Below are 16,047 nucleotides of genomic sequence, written 5' to 3' on the forward strand. Positions count from 1 at the left end.
GACGAACGTTTGCGATCGTGCAGGAGTACGTCCCCGAGTACCGCGCGCCGTTGTTCGACCGGTTGGCCGAGGCGCTGTCGGAAAGGGGCGACGAGCTCACCGTCTTCGCCGGGAACCCGGCCGGCGCGCTCGCTCAGCGCCGGGACGGCGTGCAGGAGCGGCCGTGGCTGCGGAGGATCCGCCAGCGGGAGCTCCGGCTGTTCGGGAAACGGCTGACCCTCCGCGTGCTGCCGCGCGACGTGTGGCGAGCGGACCTGATCGTCGTGGAGCAAGCTCGACGGAACCTCGATCTGCCGCTGCTGTTGCTCTGGAACCGGACAGCGCGGAAGACGGCGTTGTGGGGCCACGGTGCCGATGTCGTCAAGGTGCCGTCCCGCTTCGAGCGGTTGTACAGCCGCCTGATCACGCGGAAGGCCACGTGGTTCTTCGCCTACACGCCGGCAGGTGCCGAGTGGGCTGCCGCGATCGGCCGGGACCCACAGCGAACCACCGTCCTGCACAACAGCACCGACGTCCGGCAGCTTCGCGAGGAGCTCGCGGCCGTCGATGCGACGAACGCGGAGGGTCAGGTGGCCTTCATCGGCGGCCTCGACGACAGCAAGAAGATCGTCGAGCTGATCGCGATCGCAGAGGCTGCGCACCGCGCGGATCCGGATTTCCGCCTGGTGGTCGGCGGCGACGGACAGCTTCGCCCCGCGGTCGAGTCCGCGGCGGCCCGCTTCGCGTGGCTCGACTACCGCGGTGCGGTGTCCGGAGCCGCGAAGGCGGTGCTGCTGCGCGAGAGCGACCTGCTTCTGCTGCCCGGACGCGTCGGACTGGTCGCGCTCGACAGCCTCGTCGCAGGTCGACCCATCGTCACACTCGCGTCCTCGCTCCACGGACCAGAGTTCGGGTACCTCGAGCCGGGCCGGACCTGCGTCGTGGCCGATGGCGTCGAGGACGCTGCGCGGTCGATCGTGCGGCTCCTGCGCGACCGGCAGGAGCTCGTGACCATGCAAGAGCGTTGCCACCGAGTGTCCGAGGAGTACTCCGTCGAGAAGATGGCGCATCATTTCCAGGACGGTCTGAACGCAGCGATCAAGGACGACGATGAGTGAGTTGCACGTGATCGTGGCGAGCCACAACCGGGCCGACACCACTGCGGCCGCGTTGCGGTCGCTCCACGAGGCGATCTCCGAGGTGGGCGTCGAGTACGACGTGACGCTGTTCGACGACGGCTCGTCGGATGACACGATCGAGCGGGTGACCGCGGTCGTGGATCGGTTGACGGTCCTGCGGGGCGACGGTTCGGCGTTCTGGGCCCGGTCGATGGCTACGGCAGAGGCGGCAGTGCTGGCCCGTGATGATGTCCGGGACGACGACTGGTTGCTCTGGTTCAACGACGACGTCCTGCTCGAGCGCTCTGGTCTCCGCTCCCTGTTCGAAGCGGCACCGCAGCCGCAGGCGGGGATCCTCGTCGGAAGCACGGTGGACCCCGTCTCGGGCGCACTGACCTACGGCGGACTCCGACGAGAGGGACCCCACCCATTGGCGTTCGCGCTGGTCCAGCCGCCGGATGCTGCCAGCGCAGCCGAGCGGGTCGATGCCTTCAACGGCAACATCGTGCTCATGCCCATCCACGTCGCCCGCACGGTCGGTCCAATCGACGGAGGCTTCAGCCACGCGTACGCGGATGTTGACTACGGGATGCGCGCGACCGCGAAGAGCATTCCCATCTGGGTGATCGGGGGGACGGCGGGGTACTGCAGCCGGAACCCTGCCGTGTCCCACCCGTCCGTCGTCGCCGCCTGGCGTTCGTGCACCGGGCAGAAGGGGGCGGGTAATCCTCGTTCGCTTCGTCGGTACCTTCGTCGGCACAACCCGCGGTCCTGGTGGTTCTTCTACGCCGCGTCCTACGCGCTCTGGTGGGTTCGTACCCTTCGTCGCGCCGCGATGAGCAGAGGGAGACGCCGATGACCACCCTGCTGTTCCTCGTCGTCGCGGCCATCTTCCTGGTCTTGGCCGTCGGGCTCGTACGGATGCAGCCGCGCGTCGTGTACTGGATCGTGTCCCTGTACGCCGTGACGGCGTGGGAGTACCCGAACTTCGGGACGATCGGCACCTTCGGCGGCACGACCATCACGCTCGGTGACGGGCTCGCGGTGAGCTTGATCACCGCAGCACTGCTCGACGCTCGAGCTGTGGTCCGGCGCTTCCAGCCGGTCGGGGTCATCGCGGGCGCAGCGCTCGTCGCGGTGCTTGCGCTCTCGCTCGTGCAGGGCATCGCGACCTTCGGACTCGGCGTGGCCGTCAATGAAGCCCGTGGGTTCCTGTACGTGCTCGGTATCCTGTTCTGGGCGGTGACCCGGCCATGGCCAGAAGCCGAGATCGTCTACGCGGAGAAGTTCTTCGTCATCGTGCAGGGCATCGGCTTGTGCGTCGTCGGCGTCTACCACGTCGCGCGGTACGGGCTGGGTGGGACCGCGGACTTCGTGCTCGTCAGCGGAGAGCTCAGCCAGACCGGGCGCCCGTTGGTGTCGGGGCAGGCGCTGCTCCTCACGATCTGTGCGGTCCTTGCTCTCCGGCTCTGGCAGCGCGACGCCCGCGCGCGTTGGGTCTGGCTGTTCGGGCTCTTCATGGTGTTTGTGATCGTCAGCCAGCAACGAACGGTCTGGCTCACCGCCCTCGCGGTCGCCCTCGTGCTGCTCGTGCGTGGACCGCGTGCACTTCGCCACACGCTCGTGCTGCTCTTCGGAACGCTGCTGATCGGGGGGATCCTGGTGTCGGCAGCGCAGTCGTCGTCGAGCGGCATTGTCGCCGAGTTCGCCGGATCGGCATCGAACACGGGGACGTACTCGGCCCGTCTCACGAGCTGGATCGGCCTCATCGTGCAATCGGTGGGTGAAGGCGTGATGACCGTCCTCTTCGGAGCACCCTTCGGACACGGTTACGGCAGGTTCGAGGGCGTCGGCCGCTGGGTAGTCTTCGCTCCGCACAACTGGTACGTCACGGTGTACCTGCGAGAAGGACTCGTCGGTCTCGGCGCGATGCTGGTCATCTTCCTGCCACGCTTCTTCGCCGGGTTGCGGGCCAACCGAGACGTCTTCGTGACCGCCCTGCTCGTGTGCTTCCTGGTCTACGGATGGACCTACTCGTGGCAGTGGTGGACGTGTCTGCCGCTCGCACTGGCGTTCTTGGACCGCGACTTCCCAGAGGCGATCTCGATGGAGACACCCGTGGTCGGCCGCTCCCGTCGCCTCCCGGTGCACGGATGACGCCCGGGACGCGAGTCCTGCACGTCCTCGGAGAACTCCGGCCGAGCGGCATGGAACGGATGCTCGTCTCCGGGGCCAGCGGCTTCGACTCGGCAGGCGTCGAGGGCCATGTCTTCGGCGTTGGCCGCAACCATCCCTTCGAGCGTGCGATCAGAGATGCCGGCTACTCCGTGCACACCACCGACAGCGCGTTGCACACCCCGGCAGGGCGACAGGTCTTGCACCGTCTCCTCGCCGAGGTCGACCCCCACGTCGTGCACATCCACACCGAAGGCCGCTACCTGCAGACCGTGCTCGCGGTCCGCAGGTCGAACAGGCGCCTGCCCGTCGTGCGGACCATCCACAACGTGTTCGACGCGCGCGGCCGATGGTTCCTCCGGCGTGCCGCGCAAGCGCTCATCGCCGATCGCCTGGTCGATGCGCTGATCGCGCCGAGCCCGGACGTGGCGGCGAACGAAGCGCGTTTCGGGCGACGAGTCCGAGTGATCTACAACTGGGTGGAAGACCGCTTCTTCGAGATCGCCGCACAGCGTGCGCAGGCGACGGTGCCGTCCACGGCTCCGATCGTGATCGTCGGGAACTGCTCGAAGATCAAAAGCCACGAAGTCGTCCTCGAGGCCGCGCTCCTCGGCAACCTCAGCGTCGTGCACGTGGGTTCCGAGGACGACGTGGCACCGGCGGAACGGGAACTCCTCGAGCGACTCGACCAGGTGGGCCTCCTGGCCGGTCGCGGGGTCGGCGATCCGGCAGCGGCACTCCTCGCCGGACGTGTGTTCGCGATGCCGAGCCGTCACGAGGGCATGCCGGTCGCGCTCGCCGAAGCGTTGGTCGTCGGCCTCCCCGCCGTCGTGTCCGACGTCCCAGGACTCCGGTGGGCTGCCGGGCAGGGAAGCGTCGTGGCGCTCGGTAGCCGGGAACCGGCAGAGTGGACCGAACGGCTCCGCGAGTCAGCCGGAGCGGGAAGCGCTCCGACGATCGACTTCCGCGCGGCCAGGGGAACATCCGAGTACGCCGAGGTCTACCGAGCCGTCACCACTCGACGAAGAAGGGCTGCGCAGTGATCCGACGGGCACTTGCATCGATCAGACGGCGACGTTGGTTCAGTTCCCTCCCGACCACCGTGTCCTGTGGAGAGGATCTGCGCTTCGGCGCACGGGTCCGACTCTGGGCTCCGAGGTCCCTGACGATCGGCTCGGACGTCCACCTCGGCTCAGACGTGCGCATCGAGGTCGACGGCAGCATCGGGGACGGTGTGCTGATCGCGAACCGAGCGGCGATCGTCGGCCGACGCGATCACGACATGTCAGTCGTGGGTGTGCCGATCACTGCGACGCCCTGGGTCGGAGACACCCCCGCCCTGAGCACCGCCACCACGATCGGCAGTGACGTCTGGATCGGATTCGGCGCGATCGTGCTGTCCGGCGTGTCCGTTGGCGACAGCTCCGTCATCGCGGCTGGTTCGGTCGTGACTCGGGACGTGCCGCCGAACACCGTCGTCGCGGGGAACCCGGCGCGAGCGCTCGGACCGCGGTTCGGTGAAGGAGAACTGACCGTCCACTGGCACGCGCTGCGCCGCCGGGGTGTCCGGCTCGCCGAGGATCCGGCGATGGGTAGGGCCGATGGCTGACCCCTCCCCACGGATCTTCTACGTGCCGAACGAGTTCGGGGGCTTCCGCCAACTTGGCTTCCGTGACCCGTTGGAATCGTTGGTACGAGCGGGCCAGGTCGCCGAGCTCGCGACCTTCAGCGTTCTCGACGCGATCCGGAACGGCGGCGACGCCGAAGCTCATCGGAAGGAGCTCGTCCGACGGGTGACGGACTTCCAGCCGGACATCCTGCTCATGCAGCACCTCGGCCACACCGGCCTGCGGCGACAGCACTTCGCATCGCTGCGTCAGGCCTGCCCGCGGGACTTCATATACCACGAGGCGGACCCCTACTCGAGGCACCTCCATCCCATCCCTCCCGAGGCACGGGCAGCAGCACGGGTTGCGGACGTCGTCTTCACGGTCGGCAGCGGCGTGTTCAGCGACAACTTCCGGCGAGCGGGGAGCGCGAACGTCCGCTGGATCCCGTCGGCCTACGAACCGACCAGGACCTCGAACTTCGACCGTCCGGTTCGCCAGGACCGTCCCTACGACGTCGTCATCGTCGCCAACCGGAACCGACCTCGGTTCAGGGGCCTGCCGGACTGGCGCGAGCGGATCCGGTTCGTCGAACTGATGCAGCAGCACTTCGGAGAACGACTGGCTGTGTACGGAAGAGGCTGGGACGGCCCGACAGCGAAGGGGCGCGTGCCCTTCGAAGCGCAGGACGAAGCGATCACCTCGGGCTGGGTCAGCGCGAACTGGGACCACTTCGCATCCGAAGCGTCATACTTCTCCAACCGGTTGCCGATCTCGCTCGCCGCCGGATCCATCCACGCGACGACCGACCACCCCGGCTACGACCAGCTCTTCCCGGCGCAGACCCGCCGGTTCCTGGTGCGCGGTCGGACTCCCGAGGCGCTCATCGGTTCCGTCGAGCGTGTGTTGGCCGACACCACGACGGAAGACCGGCTCGGGGCCATCGCAGCTGGGCGTGAGTTCGCAGCGGAGCACTTCCGACAGGACGACCTAATGGTCCAGATGATGAACTGGCGCACGCAGTGGATCGATCCGGCTGATGCTCGGTCCGTGTGGGCAGCTGAGCGGGGAGGTCGAGCATGAGGATCGGGCCGATCAGGACGCTTCCGCTGCGCGCATCCCTCCGGATCGAACGGGGCATGAACGCGCGAGACCTGCAGCGTGGTAGTGGTGATGCGACGCCACCGGACGGATGGGTGCCGCCGCGGAACCTGCTCGGGCTCCGCGTCCGTGTGGACCCATACCCGGATCTCGGACATCAGCTGTCAACGTGGATCGCCGGCTACCTGTGGTCCGCGGACCTCGGAGTGCCCTACCTCGGCGGGGACGTGACGAAGGACACGAAGGGGCTCTTCGACCTGGCACGGTCGACGGCCGGTGCACCCTCTGGAACTGTGGTCGAGCGTCGCATCGCAGCGACTGGGTTCGAGTACGAGGACTGGGCGCTTCCTGCGCTCCAGCGGGCGACGAGTCGGGTCGCCTCCCGCTCCAGCCGACCGTGGGTCGGACGGCTGGCGGTGGACCAGCGTCGCTGGGACCAGACGCCGGCGGCCGAGCCGCTGCGTCGAGCCCTCCTCGGTGGGTACCTCGGTGAACAGTTCAGACAGATCGAGGCGAACGCGGACTACATCGCGGTCCACGCACGACGTGGAGACATCGGGCCGGAATCACATCCTGATCGCTGGATCGGTCTCGCTTACTACCAAAGGCTGATCGCCGAGATCAGGACCGTTCCCGCGCTCGCGCACATGCCGGTCAGGCTCTTCACCTCGGGCGATGCAGCAGACCTGCGTGACCTCAACGCTATCGGGGTCACGATCTCCAACGGCGGCGAGCGCGACCAAGACTTCATCGAGATCGCGGCCGCACGGGTCGTCGTGGCGGCTCCGAGTTCCTTCGGGTTCCTCGCCGCGCTCGTGTCGAGAGCCCCCGTGATCGCCCGCGTCCCCTGGTGGCACCACATCCCGGACACCGGTCGTTGGCTGGCGTACCAGGCGGGCCAAGACCTCGACGCCGCTCGACTCGACGACCTGATCTCCGGTGCCGCTTCGTGACATCGAACGGACGGCGCCTCATGGCCGGGGCCTCGTGGGTGTACGGGCTGCAACTCCTGACGGTCGTTGTGCAACTCGCGTACGCAGCGCTGACGTCGCGGCTCGCCGAACCCGGGGTCTTCGGCGCGTACAGCGTCGCGCTGTCGATCGCGGCGCTCGTCAACCTGCTGGGGTCCGGTGGGCTGTCGCAGACAGCTGCTCGAGCGCCGGACGCGGAGCGGTCGTCGACACGACCCCTCGCCACCTACGCGTTGCTCCTGGGAGTGGCCGCGGCGCTCTTCACCCTCGCCACGGCAGATCTTTGGAGTGCATTCTGGGGCGCACCGCAGGCCTCCGGCGCTGTGCGACTCCTCGCGGCGAGTGCGCTCGTGATGCCGTTCCTCAGCCTGAGTACTGGCTTGCTACGCCGCCAAGGGGTCTTCCGCCAAATGGCGATCGCCACCTTCGCCGCCAACGTCGTCGGGATGATCGTCGGTGCGGCTGCAGTACTCGTTTTTCGGAGCCCCGAGTCCCTGGCCGTCTCGGCGATCGTCGGGCAATGGGGCACGTTGCTCTGGGCAGTCACCCGACTCCGCGGCGGTCTGCTCCCCGGCCGACTCGCCCTCCGATCGGACAACGTCCAGTTCAGCACGAAGCTCGTCGCGGTGTCCGTGTTCCAGTACATCTCCGGCAACGCCCCACGATGGAGCGTCAGCCAGTTCGTCGGAGCCGGCGTGCTCGGCGCATGGAACCGGGCTGACGTCCTGTCGACGATCCCGTTCTCGCAGCTGCAGAACGCGCTGATGCAGGTAATCTACCCGGAGTTCCGTCGCTACGAGGTTGGCACGTCCGCCGCGAGAGCCGCGTGGCTGGACATGCTGACCCTCGTCGCATGGCTCACCCTGCCGGTCGGTGCTGTGATCGCCGGCGTGGGGCCGGAAGTCGTCCGCCTCGCGCTCGGGCCGGGTTGGGAACTCGCCGGCCAGATCCTGCCGCTGCTCGCAGTGCTGGGCGCCGTGCAGCCGCTGATGATCCTCCTCGCCGGCGCCCTCGAGGCCGCCGAGCTCTTCAAGGCGATCTGGCTGTCCGAAGCCGTCGCGTTTGTCCTCAGCGCCGTCGGTGTCGCGATGGTCGTGGTCCATCAGCAGTACGTCTTCGCCCTCCTCGCGCTCATCGCGGCGATGATCGGTCGGCACGTGGTGCACATCGTCCAGGCACACCGCGTCCGTGCGCTCGGCCTCCGGCAACTCGCCCTCGGGTACGCGCAGCCAGCGGTGTTCGCCCTGGTGCTCTACGGCTCACTCGTGGTGCTCGTCCACGACTTCGGCTTCGGGCCGGTCCGGGTGGCCGCAGGCCTCGTCGGCCTTGCCGTCCTCGTCGTGTGGGTGGGCGCGACGCGTCGGTTCTTCCCGCCACTGGAGATCTTCCGTCGCCGGGGGATCCTCGGGCGTGGCGGCGAGAGCCTGTCGTGAGGCTCGGAACCTCCGCAGGACGCAAGCGAGCTCGGTTCGGGCCACCGCGCTGCCGCTCGTACGGTAGATTCAGCCGATCAGGGGCCGGGAGGGCAGATGTTCCGGTCTGAACCCCTGGACAACGAAGGGGCGGCCGTGCAACCGATCTTCCTCGTCTACACCTTCCAGGACGCGGAACACCTCCGGGAACTCGTCGAAGCGCTTTCACCGTACGAAGTGATCGTCCACGTCGACGCGAAGGTCGATCTGTCCCCGTTCGCAGCCGCGGTCGAGCACTGCACGAACGTCCGGATGCTGCAGGACCGAGTGCAGGTCAACTGGGGCGGGTACTCGCAGGTCCGTGCGATCCGAGCCCTCGTGCGGAAGGGACTCGAGTTCGCGAACGACGACGACTACCTCGTCCTGCTCTCCGGCTCGGACTACCCGCTCCGAGCAGTCGACGAATTGGTCGCCCACCTCGTGGAGCACGGGGGGCGGCAGTTCATTCGCGCGTTCGAGATCTCCACGAGCGAAGAGAAGTACCGCAGACAGGTCGACCGACGGCATCACCGCGACATGCGTTTCCTGTCGACCCGGACCGGCAACCGAGTCCTCCGCAAGGCCCGCAACGGCATCATCCGACTCATCGACGGCCCCCTGAGCACGAAGCGCTCCCCGGTTCCCCCTGACGGGCTTCGTATCGGTCACGGCGGGACGCACTTCGCGGTGACAGCGGCGTGTCTCCGCGAGATGGAAGCGCTCGTGACGCCGGAGGTCGAGTGGTACTTCGCGGCGATCTTCTGCCCGGAGGAGAAGTTCTACCAGTCCCTGATCATGCGCACCCGCTTCGCTTCGGCGACACCGGCGAGTGGCTTCGAGGACTACGTGGGCCCGGGGAACTGGCGCTACGCCAACCTCCACCTAATCGATCCGACTCTCATCCGGGTGTTCACCGAGGAGGATTGGCGGCAAGTAGCGTCCTCGGACAAGTTTTTCATCCGCAAGATCGTGACCGGACCGAGCACCGGTCTTCGCAGCAAGATCAAGACCGAGCGGCTGACGGCGCCCGGTCGAACTAACACGACGTGAGGACGGGAACCAGTTGCCCAAGAAGGCCTTGATCACCGGGATCACCGGACAGGACGGCTCGTACCTGGCCGAGCTGCTGCTCCGGAAGGGATACGAGGTGCACGGACTCATCCGTCGTGCCTCGACGTTCAACACCTCGCGTATTGATCACCTGTACGTGGACCCGCACAATCCCGACGCGAAGCTGTTCCTGCACTACGGAGACCTGGGAGACGGTGCGCGGCTCGTCAGCCTGCTCAGCGAGCTGAAGCCCGACGAGGTCTACAACCTCGCGGCGCAGTCACACGTGCGGGTGTCGTTCGACGAGCCGGAGCACACCGGCGACGTGACAGGCGTGGGTACCATGCGCATGCTCGAGGCGGTCCGGGTGTCCGGCATCCACACGCGCTTCTACCAGGCGTCCTCCTCCGAGATGTTCGGCGCTACCCCGCCGCCGCAGAACGAAGAGACGCCGTTCTGGCCGCGTTCCCCGTACGGTGCCGCGAAGGTCTACAGCTACTGGGTGACCCGGAACTACCGCGAGGCCTACGGCATGTTCGCGGTGAACGGCATCCTGTTCAACCACGAGTCTCCGCGTCGCGGTGAGACGTTCGTCACCCGGAAGATCACCCGTGCGGTTGCTCGGATCAAGGCTGGCCTCGAGGACCACGTGTACCTCGGCAACCTCGACTCCGTCCGCGACTGGGGGTACGCCGCCGAGTACGTCGAGGGCATGTGGCGGATGCTGCAGGTCGACGAGCCGGACGACTTCGTCCTGGCGACCGGTGGCGACTTCACGGTCAAGGACTTCCTCACCACCGCGTTCTCGCACGCCGGGCTGAACTGGGAGGACCACGTTCGGTTCGACGAGCGGTACCTGCGACCGAGCGAGGTGGACGCCCTCGTCGGCGACGCCTCGAAGGCGAAGGAGAAGCTCGGCTGGGAGGCGACCGTCGACACCGCCGAGCTGGCGAGGATCATGGTCGACGCCGACATCTCGGCGCTCGAGCACGAGGGCCGTCCGTGGATCGACACCGTCCGACTCGAGAGCTGGGGTTCCTGATGGCCACGACCGACTTCACCGCCGGTCCGATCGACCGGGCTGATCGCGTCTACGTCGCGGGACACCGTGGTCTGGTGGGCTCGGCGGTCTGGCGCAAGCTCGAGTCGGAGGGTTTCACGGACGTGGTCGGGCGCACCTCGTCCGAGCTCGACCTGAAGGACCGCGGCGCAGTCTTCGCCTTCTTCGCGGACCAGCAGCCGAAGCACGTCGTGCTCGCCGCTGCCAAGGTCGGCGGCATCATGGCGAACAACACCTATCCGCACGACTTCCTGAGCGAGAACCTGCAGATCCAGGTCAACGTGATGGATGCCGCGGTGGAGCACGGCGTCGAACGCCTCGTGTTCCTCGGCTCGTCCTGCATCTACCCGAAGATGGCCGAGCAGCCGATCCATGAGGACGCGCTGCTCACGGGGCATCTCGAACCGACGAACGACGCCTACGCCATCGCGAAGATCGCCGGCATCCTGCAGGTGCAGGCTGTCCGTCGGCAGTTCGGCCGTCCGTGGATCTCGGCCATGCCGACCAACCTCTACGGCCCGGGCGACAATTTCTCGCCGACCGGCTCCCACGTCCTGCCGGCACTCATCCGCCGGTACGACGAAGCCGCTCGCAGCGGTGCGTCGACCGTCGAGAACTGGGGGACCGGGTCTCCCCGTCGTGAGTTCCTGCACGTCGACGACATGGCGGCAGCGGTGTTCCACCTCATGGAGCACTACGACGGTCCTGACCAGGTCAACGTCGGTACCGGATCGGACGTCACGATCAAGGAGATCGCGGAGACGATCGGCAAGATCGTCGGGTTCGAGGGCGAGACGGTCTGGGACACCACCAAGCCGGACGGTACTCCGCAGAAGCTGCTCGACGTGTCGAAGCTGGCGGACGCCGGATGGAGGGCGCAGATCGGCCTGGAGGACGGGCTCCGCAGCACCATCGACTGGTACCGCGAACACGCGGACTCCGTCCGTCAGTGATGGTTGTCGGACGCGCGGAACCGTAGGATCGCCACATGTCCGACGCGCCCGAGTCGCGACGCACTGCAGTACGCCGGGGGTCCAGGGCCCGGATCGTCCTGTGGGTCGTCCTCGCCCTTGTCCTGCTGCTGATCCTCGCCGTTGCCTGGGTTGGTGTCCGCGGCATGCTCGCCAGGGGGCACCTGGAGCGCGCGGTCGGGGACGTCGACACGCTCCGGTCCCAGCTGACCGGCGGTGACACCGCCGCCGCCCAGAAGACGGCGCGCCACCTCGAGGACGAAGCAGCGTCGGCGCGATCGCTGACCGGTGACCCCGTCTGGGGCGCGGCACAGTCCGTACCGTTCTTCGGGACCAACCTGCGGGCCGTGCGGGACGTCTCGGTGATCGTCGACGACGTCGCCAGCGACGCCGTCAGTCCGGTCGCTGGCGTCATAGGAGGGCTCGGGTCGGATTCGTTCGCTCCGAAGGACGGCAAGATCAACCTCCAGCCGATCGAGGACGCGCAGCCGGCGGTCGCCCAGGCCACGAAGACACTCCAGCAGGCACGCACCGACGCGGAGCGGATCGACACCAGCGGAACGCTGTCGCCGGTCACCACCGCCGTGGGACAGCTGCGGAACGCGCTGTCGTCAGCGTCCGAGCAGGCGGTTGCGGCGAACCGCATCGTGCAGCTCGCGCCGGCCATGCTCGGCCACGACGGGCAGCGGCGGTACCTGCTGCTCTTCCAGAACAACGCCGAACTGCGAGCTGGGGGAGGTATCCCCGGTGCGGTGGCGGCGCTCGACGCGAAGGACGGTTCGCTCCGTCTGTCAGCCCAGGCCTCGAGTGGGGACTTCGGGCCGTACGACGAACCGGTCCTGCCACTGACGGCTGACACGCGTGGGCTCTACGGGGAGATCACCGGGGAGTACATGCAGGACGTCACGCTCACGCCACGCTTCGATGTGTCGGCGAAGCTCGCGCGGGAGATGTGGAAGCAGAAGTTCGGCCAGCAGGTGGACGGCGTGCTCGCCATGGATCCGGTGACGCTCAGCTTCATCCTCAAGGCGACCGGCCCCGTGCAGCTGCCGACCGGAGACACTCTGACCTCCGACAACGCGGTGCAGCTGCTGCTCAGCGACGTTTACGCCAAATACCCCGATCCGGCGGTGCAGGACGCCTTCTTCGCGTCCGCCGCCAGCGCGGTGTTCGCTAAGGTTTCTTCGGGCGGGTTCGACACGAAGGCCTTCGTGTCTGCGCTGACCCAGAGCGCTGGTGAGGGCCGCCTGCGACTCTGGAGCGCGGACAAGGCCGAGCAGCGCCGCATCAGCGGGACACCGATCGCAGGTGAACTGCCGACGGCGACCCCCGACTCGAGCCAGTTCGCCGTCTACCTGAACGACGGCACCGGCGCGAAGATGGACTACTACCTCGAGAAGAGCGTCTCCGTCGGCAGCTCGGTGTGCCGGAAGGACGGGCGACCGACGTCCGTCGTCCAGATCACCATCAAGAACACGGCACCGGCCGATGCCGCGACGAGCCTGCCGCGGTACGTGACGGGTGGCGGCGACTTCGGCGTCGAGCCCGGCAAGATCAAGACCCTGCTCGCCGCGTACGCACCCGAGGACGCGATCTTCCTCGGTGCCACGAAGGACGGCAAGACGACCGCTGTGCAGACGGCGACCGACGGCGGGCGCCCCGTGGCCCAGCTGCAGACCATGCTCGCCCCCGGCGAGAGCCTGACCTACCGCGTCGCGTTCCTCGGCGAGGCCAAGTACGCGAAGGCAGCGGTGCAGGCGAACTCGACTCCCGGTGTCCGGCAGACCGAGACGAAGCCCCTCACGTTCGACTGCGAGCAGCCGCTCGCCGCTGGCTGACATCGGAAGCTCCGGAAAGCGAACCGCGGAGTGCCCCCACTCCGAGGGGCAGAAGACCAACCTGTCCGGGTCCAAAGGCCCTTGATCTGACGCACAGCGTGTTCTAGTGCGCACCGTGAGGGGCTCTCAACTGGGGTTTCTGGCGTCTGAGGCCTCGATCGACCGACGCTTGGGCCGTGCGGTGGGCAGTGAACGCGGATGAACACACGTCGACCAATGACCAAAATCCACGTGATCTGGTACCAAGCTGGGAAAGTCCGCTAGATTGAGACAACTTCGCCATAACAACCGCCATTTCTGTGGCTGGGGTCAACCACCGGCGAACAGCGGGCTCTGGGTGTCAGGGTCTGGACTTTCAGATCTTTAGGGGAACCATTCATGAAGAAGCTCATCGCAGCGGTGGTGCTGGCTGGCGCCGCACTGCTCGCCACTCCGGCCGTCGCCAACGCCGCCGGCTACACGCCTGACTCCGACGTCTCCGTCTCCGGCACCGCCGTCGCCGGTGGCACCGCGGCCGTGAGCTTCACGCCGGGTGCCTTCCAGGACAACGAGACCGTCAACGTCCAGGTCACCGGTGCCGGTGCGGTCACGCTCGGCGCGCTGCCGACCACGACTGTCTCGAAGACCTACACGGCCGCTTCGGACGGCTCGCTCGTCGTCAAGGTCACGTTCCCCCAGGGCGCCTCGGGCACCTACAACCTGACGGCCACCGGCGCCACCTCGGGCGTCGTCGGCTTCGCGGCCTTCACCGTCGCCCCGGCTGACGCTGCTGCGGTTCCCGCCGCTGGTGCTGGCAACGGCACCGACGGCACGCTGGCCTTCACGGGTTCGACCGTCTCCGCCCTGGCCCTCTGGGTCGCCGGCGGCGCAGTCGTCCTCGGTGGTGGCCTCCTGCTGGTCCGCGGCTCGGTCCGCCGCCAGCGCGAGTCCGTCTGAGTCTCAACGCACTGAACGAAGCCCCCGGAGCATCTGCTCCGGGGGCTTCGTCGTGCGCGGGGATGGTCGTCAGCGCCGCCGTGCCGCCCGGCTGAGCAGCAGTACGCCCGCCACGGCCCCCAGGACCGCCCCCACGCCGTTGGCGACGACGTCGTCGATGGTCGCGGTGCGGGCGGGCAGGAACAGCGCCTGGCCGGTCTCGATGCACGTGCTGACGACGAGCCCCGCGGCGATGGCGGCCCACCACCACCGCGCACCCGCGAGCAGCACCACGAGCAGTCCGAGCGGCACGAAGTACACCACGTTCGCAAGGGACTCGACGGCGGCGTAGTCGATGCGCTCCGGCAGGCCGTGACGGTGCGCGGCTGCGAGGACGCGGGTGAGCCACGGACCTCCTGCGGCGTCGACGGGGGAGCCCCAGAACCCGACGAGCGTCAGGGCGACGCCGTAGGCGATCGCCAGCCCCGTCGCGAACCGACGGCTGCGCCAGGTGGCCGGGGCGCGGTCGTCGACGCGGGGCTTGTCGGAGGTCACGTGCCGACGCTAGCGAGTCGCGCCTCCAGGCAGGTGTCCGCGCCATTTCGTCCCCCGATCGCGGCGATCCGGAAAACGAGTACCCCGATCCTGGCGCTGTACCCCGGAAGTGCGACGCACCTGCCCGGAAATCCGGGGCTGCCCGATGGATGGCATTGACGAAACCCGTGAATCGACGGGCCTGGCTGGCGATCCCCTCGGCACTTCTCGTAGCGTTCTGGTGTCAGCAGATGTACCCCGGATCGTGAAGGAGAGCGACATGAGCATCACCGTGAACAACGCGACGCAGGCCGAGGTCACCCTCGACACCGACACCGTGGACACCATCGCGATCCTCGAAGCCGATGCAGCGCTCTCGACGCGTCCCAAGCGCGCAAAGGTCACCTGGGTGCAGGAAGACCAGGGCGAGTGGATCGCCGGCTACGGCGGGTACTTCGGCGGCAGCGTCGACAAGCGCGACGACCGCTACGTGGCCTCCGACACCTTCGGGCTCGTCGTGGGCGAGTTCTCCTCTCTCGAAGAGGCGCAGACCAAGCTCGAGGACCAGCTCCACGTCATGCTCCCGCCGGTGATCCGGCCGGTCGAGTGACGACAGCGGACACCAGCTCCACAGGCGTCGGCCGCGACGCCCGCACCACCCGGAACCACCGGCACCACCCAGCACGCAGCACAGCACGAAGGAGCAGGACCATGAGCACGACCGTCGCCCACCGCCAGCAGGCCGAGGTGACCCTGGACACCCAGACGATCGAGGTCATCGCCGAGATCGAGGCCCAGGTCGTGGCTCCCGTGCAGGCAGCCCCCGTCCGCATCTCGTGGGCCCAGGCCGACACGGGCCTGTGGGTCGCGAACTACGGCGGCTACTACGGCGGCACCGTCGACCGACAGGGTAGCCACTTCTTCGTCGCCGACACCTTCGGTGAGTACGTCGGGGACTTCCGTTCCCTCGACGAGGCGAAGGCACGCCTGGCCGAGCGCCTGCACGTGCTGCTGCCGGACGTCATCCGTCCGACCGCTTGATCCGCTGCTGATCGCTCGCTGATCCTCGAACCCCCGCCGGCCCTGCCGGCGGGGGTTCTTCCGTGCGCCCGGGACGTGATCGGACCGCGCCGGGGTGCCGTGGCGAGCTGAACTGCGGCGTGGCCCCTGAACGAGTGGTCCCCCCTATTGGGGACCCCGGTTGTCCCCATCAGAACCCGAGGAACTGCCAGGATCAACCTGGCGCCAACGACCGTTCTCCCTGATCCTCCGGTCGG

Annotated in this window: 16 protein-coding genes; 15 read left to right on the forward strand and 1 reads right to left on the reverse strand. The window is 67.9% G+C overall.

From position 1 onward, the window contains the following. The first annotated feature begins 17 nt into the window (after window positions 1-17). The 13 genes from ORG17_RS02730 (at window position 18) to ORG17_RS02790 (ending at window position 14,257) form a co-directional block, all read left to right on the forward strand. Window positions 18-1,097, forward strand: a complete 1,080-nt coding sequence (locus ORG17_RS02730) for a glycosyltransferase (RefSeq protein ID WP_214526679.1) — start codon at window positions 18-20, stop codon at window positions 1,095-1,097. Further along, window positions 1,090-1,956 carry a glycosyltransferase family 2 protein gene (locus ORG17_RS02735; protein WP_214526680.1) on the forward strand — a complete coding sequence of 289 codons (867 nt, stop codon included), beginning with the start codon at window positions 1,090-1,092 and terminating at the stop codon, window positions 1,954-1,956. Before ORG17_RS02730 ends, ORG17_RS02735 begins: the two co-directional genes overlap by 8 nt. After that, window positions 1,953-3,254, forward strand: a complete 1,302-nt coding sequence (locus ORG17_RS02740; protein WP_214526681.1) for a hypothetical protein — start codon at window positions 1,953-1,955, stop codon at window positions 3,252-3,254. Before ORG17_RS02735 ends, ORG17_RS02740 begins: the two co-directional genes overlap by 4 nt. Then, window positions 3,251-4,315, forward strand: coding sequence for a glycosyltransferase (locus ORG17_RS02745; RefSeq protein WP_214526682.1), 1,065 nt, complete (start codon window positions 3,251-3,253; stop codon window positions 4,313-4,315). Before ORG17_RS02740 ends, ORG17_RS02745 begins: the two co-directional genes overlap by 4 nt. A gap of 155 nt (window positions 4,316-4,470) precedes the next feature. Continuing rightward, the gene (locus ORG17_RS02750) at window positions 4,471-4,881 is read left to right on the forward strand and encodes a DapH/DapD/GlmU-related protein (protein ID WP_302473317.1); all 411 of its coding nucleotides are present in this window, start codon (window positions 4,471-4,473) and stop codon (window positions 4,879-4,881) included. Continuing rightward, the gene (locus ORG17_RS02755) at window positions 4,874-5,962 is read left to right on the forward strand and encodes a CgeB family protein (protein WP_214526683.1); all 1,089 of its coding nucleotides are present in this window, start codon (window positions 4,874-4,876) and stop codon (window positions 5,960-5,962) included. The genes ORG17_RS02750 and ORG17_RS02755 overlap by 8 nt, the downstream gene beginning before the upstream one ends. Before the next feature lie 245 nt (window positions 5,963-6,207). Continuing rightward, a complete protein-coding gene (locus ORG17_RS02760) occupies window positions 6,208-6,933 on the forward strand; it encodes a hypothetical protein (RefSeq protein ID WP_214526684.1) in 726 nt (241 codons plus the stop codon). Continuing rightward, a complete protein-coding gene (locus ORG17_RS02765; protein ID WP_214526685.1) occupies window positions 6,930-8,384 on the forward strand; it encodes an oligosaccharide flippase family protein in 1,455 nt (484 codons plus the stop codon). The genes ORG17_RS02760 and ORG17_RS02765 overlap by 4 nt, the downstream gene beginning before the upstream one ends. 135 nt (window positions 8,385-8,519) lie before the next feature. Further along, window positions 8,520-9,452, forward strand: coding sequence for a beta-1,6-N-acetylglucosaminyltransferase (locus tag ORG17_RS02770; protein WP_185974104.1), 933 nt, complete (start codon window positions 8,520-8,522; stop codon window positions 9,450-9,452). Window positions 9,453-9,465: 13 nt separating this feature from the next. Continuing rightward, window positions 9,466-10,494 carry a GDP-mannose 4,6-dehydratase gene (gene gmd, locus ORG17_RS02775; RefSeq protein ID WP_111053820.1) on the forward strand — a complete coding sequence of 343 codons (1,029 nt, stop codon included), beginning with the start codon at window positions 9,466-9,468 and terminating at the stop codon, window positions 10,492-10,494. Then, window positions 10,494-11,465, forward strand: coding sequence for a GDP-L-fucose synthase family protein (locus ORG17_RS02780; protein WP_214526686.1), 972 nt, complete (start codon window positions 10,494-10,496; stop codon window positions 11,463-11,465). The genes gmd and ORG17_RS02780 overlap by 1 nt, the downstream gene beginning before the upstream one ends. A 35-nt stretch (window positions 11,466-11,500) precedes the next feature. After that, the gene (locus tag ORG17_RS02785) at window positions 11,501-13,321 is read left to right on the forward strand and encodes a DUF4012 domain-containing protein (RefSeq protein WP_214526687.1); all 1,821 of its coding nucleotides are present in this window, start codon (window positions 11,501-11,503) and stop codon (window positions 13,319-13,321) included. Between the two features lie 378 nt (window positions 13,322-13,699). After that, window positions 13,700-14,257: a hypothetical protein gene (locus ORG17_RS02790; protein ID WP_111056811.1), complete on the forward strand. Its 558-nt coding sequence runs from the start codon at window positions 13,700-13,702 to the stop codon at window positions 14,255-14,257. Window positions 14,258-14,326: 69 nt separating this feature from the next. Here ORG17_RS02790 and ORG17_RS18225 read toward each other — a convergent pair whose 3' ends face one another. Next, on the reverse strand, window positions 14,327-14,791 hold the full coding sequence (locus tag ORG17_RS18225) for a VanZ family protein (RefSeq protein ID WP_214526688.1): 465 nt from the start codon (window positions 14,789-14,791) through the stop codon (window positions 14,327-14,329). 259 nt (window positions 14,792-15,050) lie between these two features. On the opposite strand from ORG17_RS18225, the gene ORG17_RS02800 reads away from it, so the two are divergent. Both ORG17_RS02800 and ORG17_RS02805 read left to right on the forward strand, forming a co-directional pair. Next, entirely contained in the window at window positions 15,051-15,380 is a 330-nt protein-coding gene (locus ORG17_RS02800; RefSeq protein ID WP_027465011.1) for a hypothetical protein, read from the forward strand. Between the two features lie 101 nt (window positions 15,381-15,481). Next, the gene (locus ORG17_RS02805; protein ID WP_027465012.1) at window positions 15,482-15,811 is read left to right on the forward strand and encodes a hypothetical protein; all 330 of its coding nucleotides are present in this window, start codon (window positions 15,482-15,484) and stop codon (window positions 15,809-15,811) included. Window positions 15,812-16,047: the final 236 nt, after the last annotated feature.

Source organism: Curtobacterium flaccumfaciens pv. betae (assembly GCF_026241855.1).
GTDB classification, from domain to species: Bacteria; Actinomycetota; Actinomycetes; order Actinomycetales; family Microbacteriaceae; genus Curtobacterium; species Curtobacterium flaccumfaciens.

Excerpts from the sequence above, each read along its gene's own strand:
- ORG17_RS02740 (WP_214526681.1), top strand. The coding sequence starts at position 1,953 with ATGACCACCCTGCTGTTCCTCGTCGTCGCGGCCATCTTCCTGGTCTTG.
- ORG17_RS02735 (WP_214526680.1), top strand. The coding sequence starts at position 1,090 with ATGAGTGAGTTGCACGTGATCGTGGCGAGCCACAACCGGGCCGACACC.
- ORG17_RS02790 (WP_111056811.1), top strand. The coding sequence starts at position 13,700 with ATGAAGAAGCTCATCGCAGCGGTGGTGCTGGCTGGCGCCGCACTGCTC.
- ORG17_RS02785 (WP_214526687.1), top strand. The coding sequence starts at position 11,501 with ATGTCCGACGCGCCCGAGTCGCGACGCACTGCAGTACGCCGGGGGTCC.
- ORG17_RS02800 (WP_027465011.1), top strand. The coding sequence starts at position 15,051 with ATGAGCATCACCGTGAACAACGCGACGCAGGCCGAGGTCACCCTCGAC.
- ORG17_RS02755 (WP_214526683.1), top strand. The coding sequence starts at position 4,874 with ATGGCTGACCCCTCCCCACGGATCTTCTACGTGCCGAACGAGTTCGGG.
- ORG17_RS02780 (WP_214526686.1), top strand. The coding sequence starts at position 10,494 with ATGGCCACGACCGACTTCACCGCCGGTCCGATCGACCGGGCTGATCGC.
- ORG17_RS02805 (WP_027465012.1), top strand. The coding sequence starts at position 15,482 with ATGAGCACGACCGTCGCCCACCGCCAGCAGGCCGAGGTGACCCTGGAC.
- ORG17_RS02745 (WP_214526682.1), top strand. The coding sequence starts at position 3,251 with ATGACGCCCGGGACGCGAGTCCTGCACGTCCTCGGAGAACTCCGGCCG.